The organism is Bradyrhizobium diazoefficiens USDA 110, from assembly GCF_000011365.1.
In the GTDB taxonomy this organism is placed as follows: Bacteria; Pseudomonadota; Alphaproteobacteria; order Rhizobiales; family Xanthobacteraceae; genus Bradyrhizobium; species Bradyrhizobium diazoefficiens.
This window is the reverse complement of the sequence record NC_004463.1, coordinates 2,719,530-2,738,393: the sequence shown is the minus strand read 5'-3', so window position 1 is coordinate 2,738,393 and position 18,864 is coordinate 2,719,530. Positions and strand designations below refer to the sequence as shown.

General features: G+C 66.1%; 16 protein-coding genes. 8 read left to right on the top strand and 8 right to left on the bottom strand.

All coding sequences use genetic code 11. From position 1 onward, the window contains the following. The first annotated feature begins 161 nt into the window (after positions 1 to 161). Positions 162 to 488, top strand: a complete 327-nt coding sequence (locus BJA_RS12325) for a hypothetical protein (RefSeq protein WP_028175588.1) — start codon at positions 162 to 164, stop codon at positions 486 to 488. A 132-nt stretch (positions 489 to 620) separates the two neighbouring features. Next, the gene (locus BJA_RS12320; RefSeq protein ID WP_063921418.1) at positions 621 to 1,307 is read left to right on the top strand and encodes a glutathione S-transferase family protein; all 687 of its coding nucleotides are present in this window, start codon (positions 621 to 623) and stop codon (positions 1,305 to 1,307) included. Positions 1,308 to 1,377: 70 nt separating this feature from the next. Here BJA_RS12320 and BJA_RS12315 read toward each other — a convergent pair whose 3' ends face one another. From BJA_RS12315 to BJA_RS12300, 4 genes are all read right to left on the bottom strand, one after another. Further along, a complete protein-coding gene (locus tag BJA_RS12315; protein ID WP_063921417.1) occupies positions 1,378 to 3,387 on the bottom strand; it encodes a methyl-accepting chemotaxis protein in 2,010 nt (669 codons plus the stop codon). Positions 3,388 to 3,813: 426 nt separating this feature from the next. After that, positions 3,814 to 5,823 carry a HAMP domain-containing methyl-accepting chemotaxis protein gene (locus BJA_RS12310; protein ID WP_063921416.1) on the bottom strand — a complete coding sequence of 670 codons (2,010 nt, stop codon included), beginning with the start codon at positions 5,821 to 5,823 and terminating at the stop codon, positions 3,814 to 3,816. A 349-nt stretch (positions 5,824 to 6,172) separates the two neighbouring features. Next, a complete protein-coding gene (locus BJA_RS12305) occupies positions 6,173 to 6,304 on the bottom strand; it encodes a DUF1127 domain-containing protein (protein ID WP_236842263.1) in 132 nt (43 codons plus the stop codon). Between the two features lie 89 nt (positions 6,305 to 6,393). Beyond that, positions 6,394 to 6,837, bottom strand: a complete 444-nt coding sequence (locus BJA_RS12300) for a nuclear transport factor 2 family protein (protein ID WP_063921415.1) — start codon at positions 6,835 to 6,837, stop codon at positions 6,394 to 6,396. Positions 6,838 to 6,928: 91 nt separating this feature from the next. Here BJA_RS12300 and BJA_RS12295 point away from each other — a divergent pair, with 91 nt between their 5' ends. Continuing rightward, positions 6,929 to 7,846 (top strand): LysR family transcriptional regulator, encoded by a 918-nt coding sequence (locus BJA_RS12295; protein WP_011085291.1) that lies wholly within the window; start codon positions 6,929 to 6,931, stop codon positions 7,844 to 7,846. A 196-nt stretch (positions 7,847 to 8,042) separates the two neighbouring features. On the opposite strand, the gene BJA_RS12290 is transcribed toward BJA_RS12295, so the two are convergent. After that, positions 8,043 to 8,663 (bottom strand): glutathione S-transferase family protein, encoded by a 621-nt coding sequence (locus BJA_RS12290; RefSeq protein WP_011085290.1) that lies wholly within the window; start codon positions 8,661 to 8,663, stop codon positions 8,043 to 8,045. Positions 8,664 to 8,791: 128 nt separating this feature from the next. On the opposite strand from BJA_RS12290, the gene BJA_RS12285 reads away from it, so the two are divergent. Then, positions 8,792 to 10,078: a flavin-dependent oxidoreductase gene (locus BJA_RS12285; protein ID WP_011085289.1), complete on the top strand. Its 1,287-nt coding sequence runs from the start codon at positions 8,792 to 8,794 to the stop codon at positions 10,076 to 10,078. A 41-nt stretch (positions 10,079 to 10,119) separates the two neighbouring features. Here the strand turns inward: BJA_RS12285 and BJA_RS12280 are convergent, their stop codons facing one another. From BJA_RS12280 to mutY, 3 genes are all read right to left on the bottom strand, one after another. Then, positions 10,120 to 10,557: a cupin domain-containing protein gene (locus tag BJA_RS12280; RefSeq protein WP_011085288.1), complete on the bottom strand. Its 438-nt coding sequence runs from the start codon at positions 10,555 to 10,557 to the stop codon at positions 10,120 to 10,122. A 384-nt stretch (positions 10,558 to 10,941) separates the two neighbouring features. Beyond that, a complete protein-coding gene (locus tag BJA_RS12275; protein WP_011085287.1) occupies positions 10,942 to 11,361 on the bottom strand; it encodes a PaaI family thioesterase in 420 nt (139 codons plus the stop codon). A 52-nt stretch (positions 11,362 to 11,413) separates the two neighbouring features. Next, on the bottom strand, positions 11,414 to 12,532 hold the full coding sequence (gene mutY / locus BJA_RS12270; protein ID WP_164930923.1) for an A/G-specific adenine glycosylase: 1,119 nt from the start codon (positions 12,530 to 12,532) through the stop codon (positions 11,414 to 11,416). 161 nt (positions 12,533 to 12,693) lie between these two features. Here mutY and BJA_RS12265 point away from each other — a divergent pair, with 161 nt between their 5' ends. The 4 genes from BJA_RS12265 to BJA_RS12250 all read left to right on the top strand — a co-directional run bounded on the left by BJA_RS12265 (position 12,694) and on the right by BJA_RS12250 (position 18,739). Beyond that, on the top strand, positions 12,694 to 13,185 hold the full coding sequence (locus tag BJA_RS12265) for a DUF721 domain-containing protein (protein WP_011085285.1): 492 nt from the start codon (positions 12,694 to 12,696) through the stop codon (positions 13,183 to 13,185). Between the two features lie 127 nt (positions 13,186 to 13,312). Beyond that, on the top strand, positions 13,313 to 13,969 hold the full coding sequence (locus tag BJA_RS12260) for a DsbA family protein (RefSeq protein ID WP_038967973.1): 657 nt from the start codon (positions 13,313 to 13,315) through the stop codon (positions 13,967 to 13,969). A 218-nt stretch (positions 13,970 to 14,187) separates the two neighbouring features. Then, complete coding sequence (gene smc, locus BJA_RS12255) at positions 14,188 to 17,652, top strand: chromosome segregation protein SMC (RefSeq protein ID WP_011085283.1); 3,465 nt, start codon at positions 14,188 to 14,190, stop codon at positions 17,650 to 17,652. A 109-nt stretch (positions 17,653 to 17,761) separates the two neighbouring features. Then, the gene (locus tag BJA_RS12250) at positions 17,762 to 18,739 is read left to right on the top strand and encodes a small ribosomal subunit Rsm22 family protein (protein ID WP_038967972.1); all 978 of its coding nucleotides are present in this window, start codon (positions 17,762 to 17,764) and stop codon (positions 18,737 to 18,739) included. Positions 18,740 to 18,864: the final 125 nt, after the last annotated feature.

The following is an 18,864-nucleotide window of genomic DNA, read 5'->3' as shown; positions in this document are numbered from 1 at the left end:
CCATCGAACCCAAGCACACGCCGCCCAATGGACTCTCAGATGCGCAATTGCGCATCATAGCTCGCGCCAAGAGGCGCGCCCGGAGTGACAGCGGTGGTTGAAAGCCAGCGGAACCAGGACTAGATTCGACCGATCAGCCCCGTCCTGACCGGTTGGCTCTCATGCGACGACAGTCCGAGACCTTGCTGCTGGTGCCGCTGCTGCCGATCTTCCTGCTCGGCATGTTTCCGATGTTCCTGATCGCGCTGCTGGGATTTTTCGGCCTCGCTCTGTTCGGCGTGCTCGTGGTCTGCGTCGGGCTCGCCAGCAGCAACGAGGCGCACGACGATTTCAATCACGACGTCATCGTGCACGGCTACTCGCGCGGATCGGAGCGATCGGCACGGGCCTCCGACATGCATCTTGCCGCGCGGCTCGGGCTGCGGCTGGAAGCCGTCGGCGCCGGGATGATTATTACGGCGGCGATCGGCCTTTGTTACGCCGGCTGATCTGCGCGGCGCGCAGGTACCGCCCGGCAAACTCGCCGGTTGCCCTCCCCGACGAGCTTCAGGCAAGACAGGCCGACCCCGCGGCGATGACGCTGCGTTCACTCTCGGCAAGAAACACTGGGGAGATGTGTGATGCTCAAATTCTATTTCAACGGTTCGCCGAACCCGACCAAGGTCGCGCTTTATCTCGAAGAGTCCGGCCTTCCTTTCGAGCCGGTGAAGATCGACACCCGCAAGGGCGAGCAGTTCACGCCGGATTTCCTCAAGATCAATCCGAACGGCAAGGTGCCGGCGATCGACGACGGCGGCACGATCGTGTTCGACTCGAACGCCATCCTGCTCTATCTCGCCGAGAAGACCGGAAAATTCCTGCCCGCCGCGTCGTTGCGCGGCGAGACGCTGTCATGGCTGATGTTCATCGCCACCGGCGTCGGCCCGTATTCGGGCCAGGCCGTGCACTTCAAGCATTTCGCGCCGAAGGATCAGAACCACGACTACGCCCATAACCGCTATCAGTACGAGACCGATCGCCACTACAAGATTCTCCACGGCCACCTCAAAGACCACCGCTACATGGTCGGCGACAGCTATTCGATCGTCGACATGGCGCTGTGGGGCTGGGCGCGGATGGTGCCATTCAAGCTCGGCGACGACGCCTTTGCACGATATCCGAACGTAAAGCGCCTGGTCGACGAGATCTCGGCGCGCCCTGCGGCTGTGCGCGCGATCGGGCTGAAGGACAAGTTCACCTTCAAGGCCGAGATGGACGACGAAGCGCGCGCCAACATGTTCAAGCACATGATGACCAAGGTCGCCTGATCGCGCCACGCCTTCAACCCGGGTCCACGCGCATGCGCGTGGACCTTTGCTTTTGAAACGCCAGCGCCGATCAGGCGGCGTGGACCGAGTTCAGGAACCTGGCGACCTCCTGCTTCAGCCGGTTGCTGTCGGCCGACAGCGAGCGCGCCGCCGAGAGCACCTGCGAGGAGGCCGAACCGGTCTCGGAGGCACCGCGCTGCACGTCGCCGATATTGGTGGAAACGCGCTGGGTGCCGTGGGCCGCCTGCTGGACGTTGCGGGAGATCTCCTGCGTCGCCGCGCCCTGCTGCTCCACGGCCGCCGCGACCGTCGAGGAAATCTCCGACAGCCGCTCGATGGTGCCGCTGATCTCCCTGATGGCGCCGACGGATTGCTCGGTAGCGGCCTGGATGTTGGAAATCTGCTGGCCGATCTCACCGGTCGCTTTCGCGGTCTGCTCGGCCAGCGCCTTGACCTCGGAGGCGACCACGGCAAAGCCGCGGCCGGCCTCGCCCGCGCGCGCCGCCTCGATGGTGGCGTTCAGCGCCAGCAGATTGGTCTGGCCCGCGATGGTGCTGATCAGCTCGACCACGTCGCCGATGCGGGCGGCCGCCTTGGAGAGCTCGCCGACCCGGTCGTTGGTCCTGCTCGCCTGCCCCACCGCCTCGCTGGCGATGCGGGCGGATTCCTGCACCTGGCGGGCGATCTCCGAAACCGAGGAGGACAGCTCCTCGGTCGCGGAGGCAACCGCCTGTACGTTGGCCGAGGCCTCTTGTGAGGCGCTGGCGACTTCCGTGGACAGGTCCTGGGCCCGCGAGGCGGTCGTGGTCAACGTGCCGGCCGAGGCCTCCAACTCGTTCGATGCCGACGACACGGTGTCGACGATCTCGCCGACCGCCTGCTCGAACTGGTCGGCGAGCCGGACCATGTCTTTCTTGCGGCCCTCGGCCTGCCGCGCCTCGACCTCGACCTGCTCGTGACGCAGGCGCTCGGTCTCGACCATGCTCTCCTTGAACACCTGGATCGCCTTGGCCATGTCGCCGATCTCGTCGCGATTGCCACGGCCCGGAATCTCGACCTTGAGATCGCCACCGGCGAGGGCTCCCATCGCCCGGGTCATCGTGGTCAGCGGTCCGACGATGCTGCGCGCGATCAGGAAGGCGACGAGGCTGCCGAACAGGATCGCAAGGCCGCCGGCGACTTCCTGGATCCAGGTCGTATTGGCAATGACGCCATCGGCGGCCGCGCGCGACTTCTGGTAGTCGGCCTTCAATCCGGTCTCCGCCATCTTGAGCTTGTCGACGCTTTCGCCGATCAGGGGAGCGATACTGTTGCGGTAGATTTCATCGGCCTGGAGGATTGCGGCGGAGGTCGTCTCGAACGCCGCCTTGTAGGCCGAAAGCGAGCTCTTGATCGGTCCGAACGCGACCTTGACCTCGTCCGGCAGACCGGCCTCCTGCAGTGACTTGAGCGCTTGCTGCGCCCGATCGACATTGGTCCTGAAGGTCGCCGGCCCCTTTGCGTCCCGGACGGCGAGGAAGCGCCAGTTTGCGACACGAACCAGCAGGATCTTGGATTCGAGATCGGCGACAGGGGCGGTCACGCTGGTATCGCCAGTTTCACGCGCGGCGTCGACGAGCTTGCCGCTATTGGCGGTCAGCTCATCCCCGCCGGCGAGCAGAACAGCCTTGCCTTTCGCCGTCTCGTTGACGGCGGTGCCCATGCTCTCGCGCAGGGACTTCATCTTTTCGACGTCACCGATCAGGCCATTGTAGATCTTGAGCCGCTCCTCGGAGACCGTCGACTTGGCCGCGTCCTTCAGCAGCTCCACCGTCGCCCCCTCCCGCTCCGCAGCCTCCTTGAAGGCCGGCTCGTTGGCGTCATAGATGTAGCGGAGATTGGCGCGCCGCAGCGCCTGGAGGTTGATCGAGATTTCCTGGACGCGGGCCGTGTTGTCCGAGAGTGCGGATAGCCGCGCCATCTGGCCCTGGACCGCCCACAAATTCCAGATCGCGACCGCGGCCATGATCAAGCCAACGACAACGAGAACCGAAAATCCGGCGTAGAGACGCCCCCGGATTCTGAAACGCAAGCTCGGCATCTGCACCGTCCATCCATAGCAAGAGAGATGGAGTAACCGAACGACTCCCCGACGTCGCAGCGGCCCCCCGCCCAGCCGCAATCACCTTTCGGAGATTCGCGCTGCACCGCGACACCATGAAGAATACTTCTTAATTCAATGCTGCATTTGCCACGCGTCGACTACGGAGGATCGCACGAAAGAATGCCCGCGGAGATGGCGGGCACCGCCAGGTCTGCAATCATCTGAACAGGAATGTGGCAATCGAAACTGTCCGACGCGGTTTGCGCCAGGGCGCAGTGCGAGTCGCACGCCCAGCAAAATTGTATCGACGAATTTATCCGGGCATCGAGCAGCTGCCCGCGCGATCGAGCTGAAGGATCCACCCGCGCCGCGCAGGTCCACGCGCATGCGCGTGGACCTTTGCTCTTGAGACGCCCGCGCCGATCAGGCGGCGTGGACCGAGTTCAGGAACCTCGCGACTTCCTGCTTCAGCCGGTTGCTGTCGGCCGACAGCGAGCGCGCCGCCGAGAGCACCTGCGAGGAGGCCGAACCGGTCTCGGAGGCGCCGCGCTGCACGTCGCCGATATTGGTCGAGACGCGCTGGGTGCCGTGGGCCGCCTGCTGGACGTTGCGGGAGATTTCCTGCGTCGCCGCGCCCTGCTGCTCCACGGCCGCCGCGACCGTCGACGAGATCTCCGACAGCCGCTCGATCGTGCCGCTGATCTCCCTGATGGCGCCGACGGATTGCTCGGTAGCGGCCTGGATGTTGGAAATCTGCTGGCCGATCTCACCGGTCGCTTTCGCGGTCTGCTCGGCCAGCGCCTTGACCTCGGAGGCAACCACGGCAAAGCCGCGGCCGGCCTCGCCCGCGCGCGCCGCCTCGATGGTGGCGTTCAGCGCCAGCAGATTGGTCTGGCCGGCGATGGTGCTGATCAGCTCGACCACGTCGCCGATGCGGGCGGCGGCCTTGGAGAGCTCGCCGACCCGGTCGTTGGTCCTGCTCGCCTGCCCCACCGCCTCGCTGGCGATGCGGGCGGATTCCTGCACCTGGCGGGCGATCTCCGAAACCGAGGAGGACAGCTCCTCGGTCGCGGAGGCAACCGCCTGTACGTTGGCCGAGGCCTCTTGTGAGGCGCTGGCGACTTCCGTGGACAGGTCCTGGGCCCGCGAGGCGGTCGTGGTCAACGTGCCGGCCGAGGCCTCCAACTCGTTCGATGCCGACGACACGGTGTCGACGATCTCGCCGACCGCCTGCTCGAACTGGTCGGCGAGCCGGACCATGTCTTTCTTGCGGCCCTCGGCCTGCCGCGCCTCGACCTCCACCTGCTCCGCGCGCATGCGCTCGGTGTCGACCATGTTGTTCTTGAACACCTCGATCGCCTTGGCCATGTCGCCGATCTCGTCGGCCTTGCCGCGGCCGGGAATCTCGACCTCGAGATTGCCACCGGCGAGCAGCCCCATCGCGCGCGTCATCGAGGTCAGGGGACCGACGATGCTGCGGGCGATCAGGAAGGCGACGATCAACCCGAACAGAACGGCGAGGCCGCCCGCGATCGCCTGCACGGACGTCGTGCCCTCGATCACGGCTTCGGCGGTGGTACGCGAATCCTTGTAGTCCTTCTTCAGGGTGGTTTCGGCGACCTTGAGCTTGCCGATGCTCTCGACGATGAGCGGGGCGAGGTTCTTGTGATAGATCTCGTCGGCCTGGAGCATCGCGGCCGACGTCGTCTCGAACGCGGATTTGTAGATTCCGAGCGAGGTCTTCACCGGCGCGAGCGTGGCGCGCAATTCCGTCGCCTGCGGGCTCTTTTCGAGCGCCGTGAGCCGCTGCATGGCCCTGTCGACATTCGTCCTGAAGTTGGCCGGCCCCTTGGTGTCGCGCAGGGCCAAGAAACGCCAGTTCGCGATCTGGACGAGAAGGAGCCTGGATTCGAGGTCCGCAACGAGGGCCGCGGTGTCTTCGTCAACGGCTGCGCGCGCCGTATCGACCAGCTTGCCCATCTTGACGGTCAGTTCGTCGCCGCTCGGCAACAGCGTCGCCTTGCCGGTTCGCGCCTCGTTGACGGCGTCGCCGAGATTGTCACGCAGGCTCCGCATCCTGGCGATGTCGGTGATGAGATCTTCGTAGAGCTTACGCCGCTCCTCGGAGGCCGTCCCCTGCGCTCCGACCTTCAACAGCTCGGTCGCCGCGGCTTCCCGTTCAGAAGCTTCCTTCATCGCAGGTTCGCTGGCGTCGTAGATGTAGCGCAGATTGGCCCGCTGGATCGCCTGGAGATGGGTCGAGATCTCCAGAACCCGCGCCGTGCTGTCCGAGAACGCCGAGAGTTTTGCGACCTGATCCTGCACGGCCCGCAAGTTCCAGATGGCGACCACCGCCATCACGAGACCGACCGCCACCAAGGCCATGAAGCCTGCGTACAGGCGTCCCCTGATCCGCAAACGAAATTTCGGCATTCCCACTGTCCACCCAGATGCATGTGAATTCGAGCGGCCGAACGTCCGGCGATCGTCACCGGCCACCCTGGCAGCCGTGGGTCGTTGCTCGGCGACCCACGCTGCACCGCGACACAATGGGGGACACTCGTTAATTGAACCTTCTAATCCTTCGCGCGTGCGCGCGAAGGATCGCAGCAGAACTGCTGATTTTATCGGCAGTTGCGCAAGGTTTTGGCGCAAGGCCCGCAGGCGCATGCAGATCGCTGCATGGAGCGTCCCGATGGACGTTCGTCAGGCCGCCCCTGCGTCATTTTGCCAAGCGCGTTCTCGACCGCTTCCAGCGGGGGCGAGGCAACGCCTTCCGATCTTAACTTCGCCGGCGGGGCTTATGCAGCTCGTACGCAATCTCCGACCGGGTCATCCCGCAGTCCTGCAGCTCCCGCTCGGTCATGGCAGCGAGCTGGCACCGGGCCCGGGACCGCTCCCGCCCGATCCGCATGATCTCCACCAGCGTCCGCCAGGCCCGCACGACCATTGACGGCCGTAACGGACCGGGTCGGTCGGTCGGCGCGACGTCGATCAATCCGGTCAGCTCGCGGCCCTCGCGGGTGTTTGCGGAAACGGGCCGAGCGCCTTCTCGGTCAGGACCGAGTCGCAATATTCCCGGATCTCCTTGATCCTGCCGCCCTCCAGGCGAAACACCAGGCAGTAATCGTTGTCGTAGCGCACGCCTTCCGGCGTGACGTTGTCGCCCTTGGCTTCGACCACGACGATGTCGCTATCGGCGATAAAGCGGTGGGCAACGGTGCGCGTCCGGTCGCGCAGGCGGGTGCGCACATAGCCGTGCAGATCGTTGAGGATCGCTTCCTTGCCGGTGAAGGTGCGCGACCAGGAATACTGGCCGGTCACGACCCATCTGGCATCGTCGGCGAGGCTTGCGGTGAACAGGGCGCGGTCGCGCGCGCCCGGATCGGGGTTGGCGGCGGCGGCGAAAATATCCTGCATCAGTTTCTTGTTGGCGGCAGCGCTCATGGCGGCATCTCCGTGTGGTGGCGTCGGGGAGATCATCGTCCGCCGATCAGCATTCTTCAAATCGATAGCCAATATGATATCTATTCGCCTCATGAATTTGAATTCGCTTGACCTGAACCTCTTGACCGCACTCGACGCGCTGCTGCGCGAAGCCAATGTCAGCCGCGCGGCCATGAGGATCGGCCTGTCACAGCCGGCGACGAGCCACGCGTTGCAACGCCTGCGCGACATCTTCGGCGACCCGCTGCTGGTGCGCACCGGCGCGCGCATGGAGCTGACGCCGCGGGCACAGGCCCTGCGCGCGCCGCTGGCACAGGCGCTCGATCAGGTGCGCGGGCTGTTCGTGCCGGATGAATTCGACGCCGCGCGCAGCGAACGGCAATTCCGCCTGATGATGCCGGACCTCGCGGTCGAGCTGTTGATGCCGCCCTTGATGGAGAAAGTGACGCGGGCCGCGCCCAACGTTCGCGTCGATGTCGTGCCGTGGCGGGGGCCTGCGATCTTCCACGCCGAGTTCGCCCGCACCATCGACCTCGTGATCTCGATCGGCAACGCCTTCAAGGGCTTTCACCGCCAGCTGCTCTACACCGACAGCGACGCGCTGGCGGTGCGGCGCGGCCATCCCATGGGAGCCAAGCTGAAGCGGCGCGAGACGTTCCTCGCCGCGCGCCATGTCGGCGTGATCATCCGGGGCAATAGTGAGGATCTGATCGACACCTGGCTGCGAGCCAAGGGCATCGAGCGGCACATTGCACTCGTCGTGTCAGGCTATCTCGAAGCGCTGCACGTCGCCGCCCGCACCGACCTTGTCGCCTTCGTGCCGCGCCGGCTGATCGCGGCGCTGTCGAGGCAGCTCGGCCTCGACACCGTGACCCCACCGCTCGACCCCGGCATCGACGAGCAGTTCATGTTCTATCCGACCCGCGCGCAGATGGATTCCGGCTCGATCTGGCTGCGGCGGCTGATGCTGGAGACGGGACGGGAGTTGGAGAAGCGGAGGGCCGGATAGGATGCAGCTTCAACAAGCACGGTGTCGTCCCGGACAAGCGCGCCCCAAGCGCGCGCCGATCCGGGACCCATAACCCCAGGGCGCTGTTTGGCGAAGACTCGTGGCTGTCAGCTCGCGCCGAAACCTCTCCCTGGGGTTATGGGTCCCGGGTCTGCGCTTCGCTTGCCCGGGACGACAGGGGAATATGTGGCCGTTCTTACGCCTTCTGCGCGTCCATCACCTTGCGCACGGCAGGCCGTTCCGACATCCGCTTGAAATGATCGGCGATCTTCGGCGTGGCGTTGATGTCGACGCTGTCGCCTTCGAGCCAGGTCGACAGGGTGTAAAGATAGGGATCGCAGATCGTGAACTGATCGCCCATCACCCACGGCCCCCTAAACATCTTCTGCTCGATCAGGGCGAAGCAGGCGCCCATGGTCTTCGGCACCATCGCCTTCATGTCGGCGAACGAGCTCTCCTGTGTCGCCCAGCGCGCGCCGCGCATCTTGTGCGCATGGTTGATGTGCACGGTCGAGCAGAGATAGGAATTGAACGACTGCACCTGGGCGAAGTCGAAGGGATCGTCGAGCGGCGCGAGCTTCGCCTTGGGAAAGGTCTGCGCGATATAGGCCAGCATCGCCGGCGTCTCGGTCAGGACGCCGCGGTCGGTCACCAGCGCGGGCACGCGGCCCTTCGGGTTGATGGCGAGATAGTCCGGGCTGTTCTGCTGATTGTCCTTGAAGCTCAGCCGTTCAGCCGTGTAGTCGGCGCCGGCCTCCTCCAGGGTGATGTAGGTAGCGAGCGCGCAGGTGCCGGTGGCGTAGTAGAGCTTGAGCATGTCGGACCTCATGGGAAAATTGGAAATTAACGACTGTCGGCCCCGAGGTCCATAGCACGACATCCTCTTCGCAGTTGCCCACATCCGCCCGCCTGTGCCAAGACGCCCGCAATCGGAGGGGCTTTGTCATGACGGTACTCATCGCCGGCGGCGGCATCGGCGGGCTAACGCTTGCGCTCAGCCTGCACGGAATCGGCGTTCCCGTAAAAGTGTTCGAGAGCGTCGCGGAGCTGAAACCACTCGGCGTCGGCATCAACGTGCTGCCGCATGCCGTGCGCGAGCTGATCGAGCTCGGGCTGATCGACAAGCTCGATGCCAGCGGCGTGCGCACAAGCGAGCTCGCCTACTTCTCGAAGCACGGCAAGCCGATCTGGAGTGAGCCGCGCGGGCTGGAGGCCGGCTACAAATGGCCGCAATTCTCGATCCATCGCGGCACGCTGCAGCAGCTCCTGCTCGACACCGCAATCGAGCGGCTCGGCCGCGACAGCATCCTCACCAGCCATCATCTGACCGGCTGGACCGAGACAGCGGACGGCGTCCGCGCCGATTTCATCGACAAGGCGACCGGCAAGGCCGCAGGCACCTACGAAGGCGCGATCATGATCGCCGCCGACGGCATCCATTCCGCCGCACGAGAAAAGCTCTATCCCGATGAAGGCCCGCCGATCTGGAACGGCCGCATCCTCTGGCGCGGCGTGACGCCGGCAAAGGCATTCCTCACCGGCCGCACCATGATCATGGCCGGGCACGAGATCCTGAAATTCGTCTGCTATCCGATCAGCAAGGTGCCGGATGCGGCGGGCAACCATCTGATCAACTGGGTCGCCGAGCGCCACATGCCGCCGACCTACCAGTGGCGACGCGAGGACTATAACCGCACCGCGCGGCTGGAGGAGTTCTTGCCGTGGTTCGAGAGCTGGCAGTTCGACTGGCTCGACGTGCCCGGCCTGATCCGGAACTGCCCGCACGCCTACGAATATCCGCTGGTCGACCGCGATCCGGTGTCACAGTGGACGTTCGGCCGCGTCACGCTGATGGGGGATGCCGCGCATCCGATGTACCCGATCGGATCGAACGGCGCCTCGCAGGCGATCCTCGATGCCCGCGTCATCGCCCGCGAGATCCTGGCGCATGGCCCGACGCAGGCAGCGCTGCTCGCCTACGAGGCCGAGCGGAGGCCGGCGACCACCGACCTCGTCCTGCTCAACCGCAAGAACGGACCCGAGCAGGTGATGCAACTGGTCGAAGAGCGCGCGCCCGACGGCTTTGAGGTCGTCACCGACGTGCTGTCGCAGCACGAGCTGGAAGACATCGCCGCGAACTACAAGCGCGTCGCGGGGTTCCAGGTCGAGGCGCTGAATGCCAAGCCGCCGATCGTGCCGCGGCGCGCCGATGCGAGAGGCGCGAGCACCTAGGTCGTTGCTTCACACTCCGCAATGCCGTTGACGGGTGCGAGTTAGGTGGAGCGACGACCGCCCAAGGTTGACGACATGCGCTTAAGCTTGTTGATGGCACGGATAGCGTAACCGAGCCCGACGGGATTGGTCTGGCGCAGGAAGGCGACCTTTTTCACATAGTCTTCGATGTGCCATTTGGCGTGCGCGCCCTCGCGGAAAAAGACAACGTCGCCGACACCGTAGCGCTTCGGTGGCATGCCATCGCTCTCGATCACCGTTGATCCTTCAAGGATCATGATCGTCTCGTCGAGATCGTAGTACCAGTTGAACTTGCCCATGGTGCAGGACCAGATCAGGGTCGTGGCGGTGCCGCACGCGCTGGTTGACAGCAGGTGCGAGCGCGCTTCCGGATTTCCTTCAATGATCCAGGATGGCTCAATCGGGGACGGTTTAAGATCGACGTTGGTGTGACCGGTCTCAATAAGCGCAAGCGCCATGACTCACCTCAAGGCCTCAAATAACGCGCAGCTTGACAATCATCCCGTTCAGGTTTGTGAAATTTTTATCGGGGCAGCAACATTCAAAGTTTCCGCCAAAAATATGAATTGGTCAATTTGCCGCAAGTCACGTCGATGGCGCCTCGACCGTCGCGATTCGCCTGCGGATTGCGCGGATCCACCTGTTTTCTCTGCGGGCTGCGACAATATGCGCGAGTCAAATGCTCGCGTTGCTAGAGCCGACAACGAGCCGCACGCTCATTGCGTGCGCAAGGAATTCGCGAGCAAATTCTGCGATTGCACGCGCGGGTAGATCTCTGTCCGCTTCCGCGCTGCGCGAGGCATCCCCTCCTATTCGAGCAGAATGGGCCCGCCGCACCTGGATCAGCGAACCACTCTCGCCGCTTCCAGCAGCCGCTCGCTCGCGGTCGCGGTGGCAAGCACGGTGCCGTCCTCGGTCATCAGCCTGGCCTCGACGAAGGCAATGGTCTTGCCGAGTTGCGTCACCGTCGCCTCGCCGATGATCGGGCCGGGCTTTGCGGGGCTCAGGAAGTTCACGGTCATGCTGATGGTGGTGGTGTAGAGCCGGCCCTCGCTCATCACCAGCACGGCCGGGCCCATGGTGTCGTCGAGCATGGCCGAGAGCATTCCGCCCTGGATGAAGCCGGCCGGATTGCAGAATTCGGGCTTGCCCTCGAAGCCGAGCTTGATCCAGCCGTCCTCCGGACGGGCATCGAGCAGGCGCCATCCCAGCAGCTCGGCACAGGGCGGCCTGGGAAAGTTGTCGAGCGCGGTCTTGACCATTGGGGAGCCTCCGTGTCGCCCCTGTTAACGCGGCCCTGCTGCCAGCGTGGTGTCAGGAGGATGGGGCCGGCGGGAGGCGCAATCCGTGCGCGATCACCTTGCGCATGACGTTGGGCAGCGCTTCGCCGGGCAGCGTCGCGATCGGCACCCAGCGCATGCCCGCGGGTGCCCGCGTGCGAGCTTCTGCCTTGGCGGTATAGACCACCAGTTCCAGCGGAAAATGCGTGAAGACGTGGGTGACGACGCCCACCCTGCGTTGCCAGCGCGACAGGCCCTTCAGCGCAGGCGCCTGCTGCTTCGCCGTCGCGTCCTCCTGACCGGCGAGCCAGTCCGAGCCCGGCACCTCCGTCATGCCCCCGAGCAGGCCCTTTTCGGGCCGGCTGCGGACCAGCAGTTCGTCGCCGCGCGTCACGACGAAGGCAGCGCCGCGCCGCAGCGTCCCGCTCTTCTTCGGCGTCTTGCGCGGAAAACTCTCCTGCGTGCCTTGCGCGCGTGCGATGCAATCATCGTTCAGCGGACACAGCGAGCAGGCCGGCTTCTTCGGCGTGCAAATCGAAGAGCCGAGATCCATCAATGCCTGTGCGCTATCACCGGCGCGGGCGTCGGCAAGGAGCGTCGCCGCCAGTTGCTGGATCAGCGGTTTTGATTGCGGCAGTTCCTCCTCGACCGCGAACAAGCGCGACACCACCCGCTCGATATTGCCGTCGACCGGCATGGTGCGGCGATCGAAGGCGATCGCGGCGATCGCGGCCGCAGTGTAAGGCCCGATGCCCGGCAGCGCGCGCAGCCTCTCCTCCGTGTCGGGAAAGACGCCGCCATGCTCGCGCGTCACCGCGACCGCGCAGGCATGGAGATTGCGCGCACGGGAATAATAGCCGAGCCCCGCCCACATCCGCAGCACGTCGTCCTGCGAAGCCTGTCCCAACGCGGTGACATCCGGCCAGCGCGCGACGAATTTTTCGAAGTAAGGGCCGACCGCCTTTACCGTGGTCTGCTGGAGCATGATCTCGGACAACCACACGCGGTAAGGGTCCGATGCCTCACCAGACGCCGCCCGCCACGGCAGGTGGCGGCGGTGGCGGTCATACCAGGCGAGCAGCGCCAAGGGGCGCGATGCGGTCTCCGGCTGACTGGGTTCCGATTTCGCCTTCAGGGCGGATTTGGGGCTCATGCTCCCACTGTAACGACAACGCACCGACCTCTCCACGCCATGCCCGCGCTTGTCGCGGGCATCCACGTCTTTCTTCGCAAGAGAACGTGGATGGCCGGGGCGAGCCCCGGCCATGACGGCGAAGAGCCTGTGGCTCTCACGCCGCAGTGCTATAAGGGTCCATGTCCAAATTCCCACCCAAGCCGGGCCCCATCAGCGCCAAGCCGCTCTCGCTGCTGCTCAACGACGTCTTTGCCGAGGCGTACGCCAAACAGGGCTTTGCCGCGCGCGAGTTGGTGACGCGGTGGGCGCAGATTGCCGGGGCGGAGATCGCGGCGCATGCCGAGCCCCTCAAGATGCAATGGCCGCGACCGGTCGAGGGCCAGCCGCAGGAGCCGGCCACGCTCGTGCTGCGGGTCGAGGGGCCGATGGCGCTGGAGATCCAGCATTCCGCGGATGTGATCCTGGAACGGGTCAACCGCTTCTTCGGCTGGAGCGCGGTCGGCAAGCTCGCCTTCCGCCAGGCCCCCCTGTCGCGCGCCAAGCGGCCGGTCCGGCCGGGCCCGCCGGACCCCAAGAGTGTCGCCAAGGTGGAGGAGACCCTCGGGGACATCGAAGATGAACAGCTCAAGTCGGCGCTGGCGCGGCTCGGGGCGGCCATCAAGCGAAATTGAGCCTCATTTCGCGGTCAATCTGGACCCGTTCCCGCGGCCCGCCATTGCCTCAAACGACGTTTCAAGCTAGCGACAGGCCGCCCAAATGGGAACTTCGGGCAAGACCACGCCAATCCGGGAGCCGACCTTGATCATCACCCGCCGCGCCTTCACCACGATGCTGTCGCTGACCGGGCTTGCCGCGGTCGCCGGGTTCTCCCCATTGCGGTTCATCTCCGACGCCATGGCGCAGGCCGCCGGTGACGTGGCCAAGCCCGTGTCGCTGCCCGACATGGCGCTCGGCCCGAAGGACGCCGCCGTCACCATCACCGAATTCGCCTCGATGACCTGCCCGCATTGCGCGGCCTTCAACGAGCAGGTGTTCCCCAAGATCAAGGCGGAATACATCGACACCGGCAAGATCCGTTACGTCTTCCGCGAGTTCCCGCTCGACATCAAAGCCGCCGCCGGCTCGATGCTGTCGCGCTGCATCGCCAATGGCGATGCGCCGAAATACTTCGCTGTCACCGACATGCTGTTCCGGCAGCAGAACGACTGGGTGATGAAGAACACCACCGAGACCCTGACGCGGATCGGCAAGCAGGCCGGCCTCACCCAGCAGCAGGTCGAAGCCTGCCTGAAGGACCAGGCGCTGCTCGACAAGATCGCCGCCGACCAGAAATACGCCAGCGACGTTTTGAAGGTGGATTCGACGCCGACCTTCTTTATCAACGGCGAGAAGATCAAGGGCGAGGCCTCGTTCGAGGAATTCGCCAAGAAGATCAATCCGCTGCTGAAGAGCTGATTCTTCGCCCTCAACGCCTGATTCGCATCTCGAAAGCCGTATCATTCCCGGGATAAATCCCTTGGGAAAAGCGGCTTTCGCCGGTTGCCCTCGCGGCGCACCGCGGCCATTGTCCAGCCGCATGAGGCGCCTCGCGCGACTCGCCCGGATAGCGACATTGCCTTCCATGGTATTGTCCCGGCAGGGGGATTCGCGCCTGCCAACAGAGATGCGTGCTTATGAAAATCACCCGCCTGCGCCTTCACGGCTTCAAGTCCTTCGTTGAGCCCACGGACTTCGTCATCGAGCCCGGCCTGACCGGCGTGGTCGGACCCAACGGTTGCGGCAAGTCGAATCTCGTCGAAGCGCTGCGCTGGGCGATGGGTGAGACCTCGTACAAATCGCTGCGCGCCGCCGACATGGACGCGGTGATCTTCGCCGGATCCGGCAACCGTCCGGCGCGCAACCACGCCGAAGTGACGATGACGATCGACAACGCCGATCGCACCGCGCCGGCGGCGATGAACGACAGCCAGCTTCTGGAGATCTCCCGCCGCATCGAGCGCGAGGCCGGCTCGGTCTATCGCATCAACGGCCGCGACGTGCGCGCCCGCGACGTGCAGATCCTGTTCGCCGACGCCGCCACCGGCGCGCGCTCGCCCGCCCTCGTCCACCAGGGCAAGATCGGCGAGATCATCCAGGCCAAGCCGGAGCAGCGCCGCCGCGTGCTGGAAGACGCCGCCGGTGTCGCGGGTCTCCATGCCCGCCGCCACGAAGCCGAGCTGCGGCTGAAGGCCGCCGAAACCAACCTCACCCGCGTCGAGGACGTGATCGGCCAGCTCTCCGGCCAGATGGAAGGCCTGAAGAAGCAGGCCCGCCAGGCCGTGCGCTATCGCGAGGTCGCCGCCAAGGTCCGCAAGGCCGAAGCCACCCTGTTCCATCTGCGCTGGATCGGCGCCCATGCCGACGTCAACGAATCCGGCCAGACCCACGATCTTGCCGTGCGCGAGATGGCCGAGCGCACCCAGCACCAGGCCGAAGCCGCCCGCATCCAGGCGATCCGCGCCGCCGAGATGCCGGCGCTGCGCGATGCCGAGGCGCGCGCCGCGGCCGGGCTCCAGCGCCTGACCAATGCCCGCGAACTGCTCGACCGCGAGGAAGAGCGCGCCAAGGAGCGCGTCGCCGAGCTCGAACGCCGCCTCGCCCAGTTCGAAGGCGACATTTCCCGTGCTCAGCAACAAACCATGGACGCCGACGTCGCGCTCCAGCGCCTCGACAGCGAAGACGCCGAGCTGAAGGAAGAGATCAAGTCGCGCGTCGAGAAGCGCTCCGGCGTCGACGAGCGCGTCGGCGAAGCCGAGGCGGTGCTGACCGAAACCGAGCAGCAGTTCGCCGAGCTCACCACGGCGCTCGCCGACCTCACCGCCAAGCGCAACCAGCTCGAAGCCAATGTCCGCACCCACCGCGACAAGCTCGCCCGGCTCGACCAGGAGATCGCGAACGTCACCGCCGAGGAGCAGAAGCTTGCCGATGAAACGGGCGGCTTCGGCGACCTCGACGAGCTGACCGCGACGGTCGAGACCGCCGAGCAGACGCTGGCGGCCTCGGAGGCCGCGGCGCAGGCGAGCGAAGCCGCGCACGTCGCCGCGCGCCAGACGCTGGAATCCTCGCGCTCGCCGCTGAACGAAGCCGACAAGCGCGTGCAGCGGCTCGAGACCGAGGCGCGCACGATCTCCAAGATCGTCAACGGCGAAACCAAGAACCTGTGGCCGCCGATCATCGACGGCATCACCGTCGACAAGGGGTTTGAAAAGGCCATCGGCGCCGCGCTCGGCGACGATCTCGATGCGCCGATCGACCCGTCGGCGCCGATGCGCTGGACCAATGTCGGCGAGACCGACGGCGATCCGGAGCTGCCCGAAGGCGTGGTGCCGCTCGCGAACCATGTGCAGGCCCCGGCCGAGCTGGCCCGCCGCCTGGCGCAGATCGGCGTGGTGCCGCGCGAGCGCGGCGCCGAGCTGGTCTCGCAGCTCAAGACCGGCCAGCGGCTGGTCTCGCCCGAGGGCGACGTCTGGCGCTGGGACGGCTTCGTCGCGGCGGCCCACGCCCCGACCGGCGCCGCACGCCGCCTTGCCGAGCGCGCGCGCCTCGTCGACATCGAGAACGAGCTGGAGCAGGCCCGCATCGACGCGCAGATCAAGCGCCAGGCGCTGGAGAATGCCGAGTCCGAACTGCAGATTGCGGCCAGCACCGAAGGCGCGAGCCGCGAAGCCTGGCGCGCCGCGCAGCGCGAGCTGAACGTCGCGCGCGAGCGCCATGCCACGGCCGAGCGCGAGATCAGCCGCCACGCCGCGCGCAAGGCGACGCTGTCGGAAGCGCACAGCCGTCTCGCCGCCGACCGCGCCGAGGCCGAAGCCGCCTACGAATACGCCGAGGCCGGCATCAGCGAGCTGCCGTCGAGCGAAGACACCGAGACCCGTCTCGCCGCCGTCCGCAGCGACATCGAAGCCCATCGCCGCATGGCCGCCCAGGTCCGCGCCGAGGCGCAGGCGCTGGCGCGCGAGGCCGAGCTGGCCGACCGCCGCGTGCAGGCAATCCTCGCCGAGCGCACCGAGTGGCAGAACCGCAAGGAGAGCGCGGCCTCCCACATCGACACCATCCAGGCCCGCATCGCCGAACTCACGATCGAGCGCAGCGAGCTCGAAAACGCCCCCGCCGTGTTCGCAGAGAAGCGCAGCGCACTGATCACCGAGATCGAATACGCGGAAAACGACCGCCGCATGGCCGCCGACGCGCTCGCCACCGCGGAAAGCGCGATGGCGGAGACCGACCGCGTCGCGAAGCTGACGCTCGAGGCGCTCTCCAGCTCCCGCGAGGCCACCGCCCGCGCCGAGGAGCGCATGGAAGGCGCGCGGCGCCGGCTCGAGGACATCGAGCGCGAGATCCGCGACATGCTGGAGGTCGAGCCGCAGGCCGTCGCCGGCCTTGCCGAGATCGAGCCCGGCGCGGAGCTGCCGCCGCTGCACGACATCGAGGAAGACCTCGAAAAGATGCGCCGCGACCGCGAGCGCCTCGGCGCAGTCAACCTGCGCGCCGAGGAAGAGCTGCGCGAGGTCGAGACCCAGCACACCGGCCTCGTCACCGAGCGCGACGACCTCGTCGAAGCCATCAAGCGGCTGCGCCAGGGCATCCAGAGCCTCAACAAGGAAGCGCGCGAGCGCCTCCTGACCTCGTTCGAGGTCGTCAACAACCACTTCAAGCGCCTGTTCGTCGAGCTGTTCGGCGGCGGCGAGGCCGCACTGCACCTGATCGAGAGCGACGACCCGCTGGAGGCCGGCCTCGAAATCATCGCCAAGCCCCCGGGCAAGAAGCCGCAGACACTGTCGCTGCTCTCGGGCGGCGAGCAGGCACTGACCGCGATGGCGCTGATCTTCGCCGTGTTCCTCACCAATCCTTCGCCGATCTGCGTGCTGGACGAAGTCGACGCACCGCTCGACGACCACAACGTCGAACGGTACTGCAACCTGCTGCACGAGATGACCGGCTCGACCGACACGCGCTTCATCATCATCACGCACAACCCGATCACGATGGCGCGGATGAACCGCCTGTTCGGCGTCACCATGGCCGAGCGCGGCGTCTCGCAACTCGTGTCGGTGAGCCTCTCAGAGGCGGTGGACATTCTCGACCAGAACGTGGCGTGACGTTTTTGGCCGTCATTCCGGGGCGCTGCGCAGCAACCCGGAATCTGGCGCCACCATCTCTAGATTCCGGGTTCGCGCTCCGCGCGCCCCGGAATGACGGCGAATGAAAATGATCTCGCCCACGCTTCCCGCTGAGCTAAAGGCCGCCCTCGACGGCAAGCTCCAGGGCTTTTCGCGCAGCGACGCGGCACAGCGCTCCCAGAAGATCTCGAACACCTATCGCGCCGGCGGCGGCTCCGGCACGATCAAGTCCGAAGCCGATGCGCTCGCCTATGCGCTGGCGCGGATGCCGGCCACCTACGCGGCGGTGGCGGCGAGCCTGAATGCGCTGACCGAGATCGCGCCGGACTTCGCCCCGGTGACGCTGCTCGACGTCGGCGCAGGTCCAGGCACCGCAAGCTGGGCCGCCGCGGAGGCGTTTCCCTCGCTGCAGGACTTCACCCTGCTCGACGCCAACGCCACCCTGAGCCGGCTTGCCCTCGAACTCGCGCATGACAGCACGCGTCTGGCGGGCTGCCGCTATTTGCCCGGCGATGCCGGCGGCAACCTTGCCGAGGTCTCGCCAGCCGATCTCGTCGTCGCAAGCTACATCATCGGCGAGCTCGGTGAGGCCGATCAACGCAAACTCGCGGAAACGATGTGGGCGAAAGCGCGCCATGCGCTGGTCGTGATCGAGCCCGGCACGCCGGCCGGCTACGCGCGCATCCTCGCGCTGCGCCAGCAGATGATCGCAGCCGGCGCTTACGTCGCCGCGCCCTGCCCGCACGAAAGGCCATGCCCGCTGATTGCGCCCGACTGGTGCCATTTCTCCCAGCGCCTGCCGCGCTCCCAGGCCCACCGCCAGATCAAGGGCGCCGACGTGCCGTTCGAGGACGAGCGCTTCATCTACGTCGCCCTGACCCGCACGCCGCCCGCGACGCGCGCCGCCCGCGTGCTGGCGCCGCCGGATGTCGGCAAGGCCGAAATCACGGCGAAGCTTTGCACCGGGGACGATGTCGGACTCGCCAAGATCCCACGGCGCGACAAGGCCGCCTATGCAAGTGCCCGGCGCTGGCGCTGGGGCGACGCCGTCATTGCCGAAAGTTAACCTCGATCGGCGCTTTTGCCTTGAACTCGGATGGTTCCTGATCCGACCAAGCCTTACCTCCCCTCTGCGCCGGGGCTCTCGCCCTGCGCCATTTTGGTCTAGGCTGCGCCCGCCTTAAATCCCCT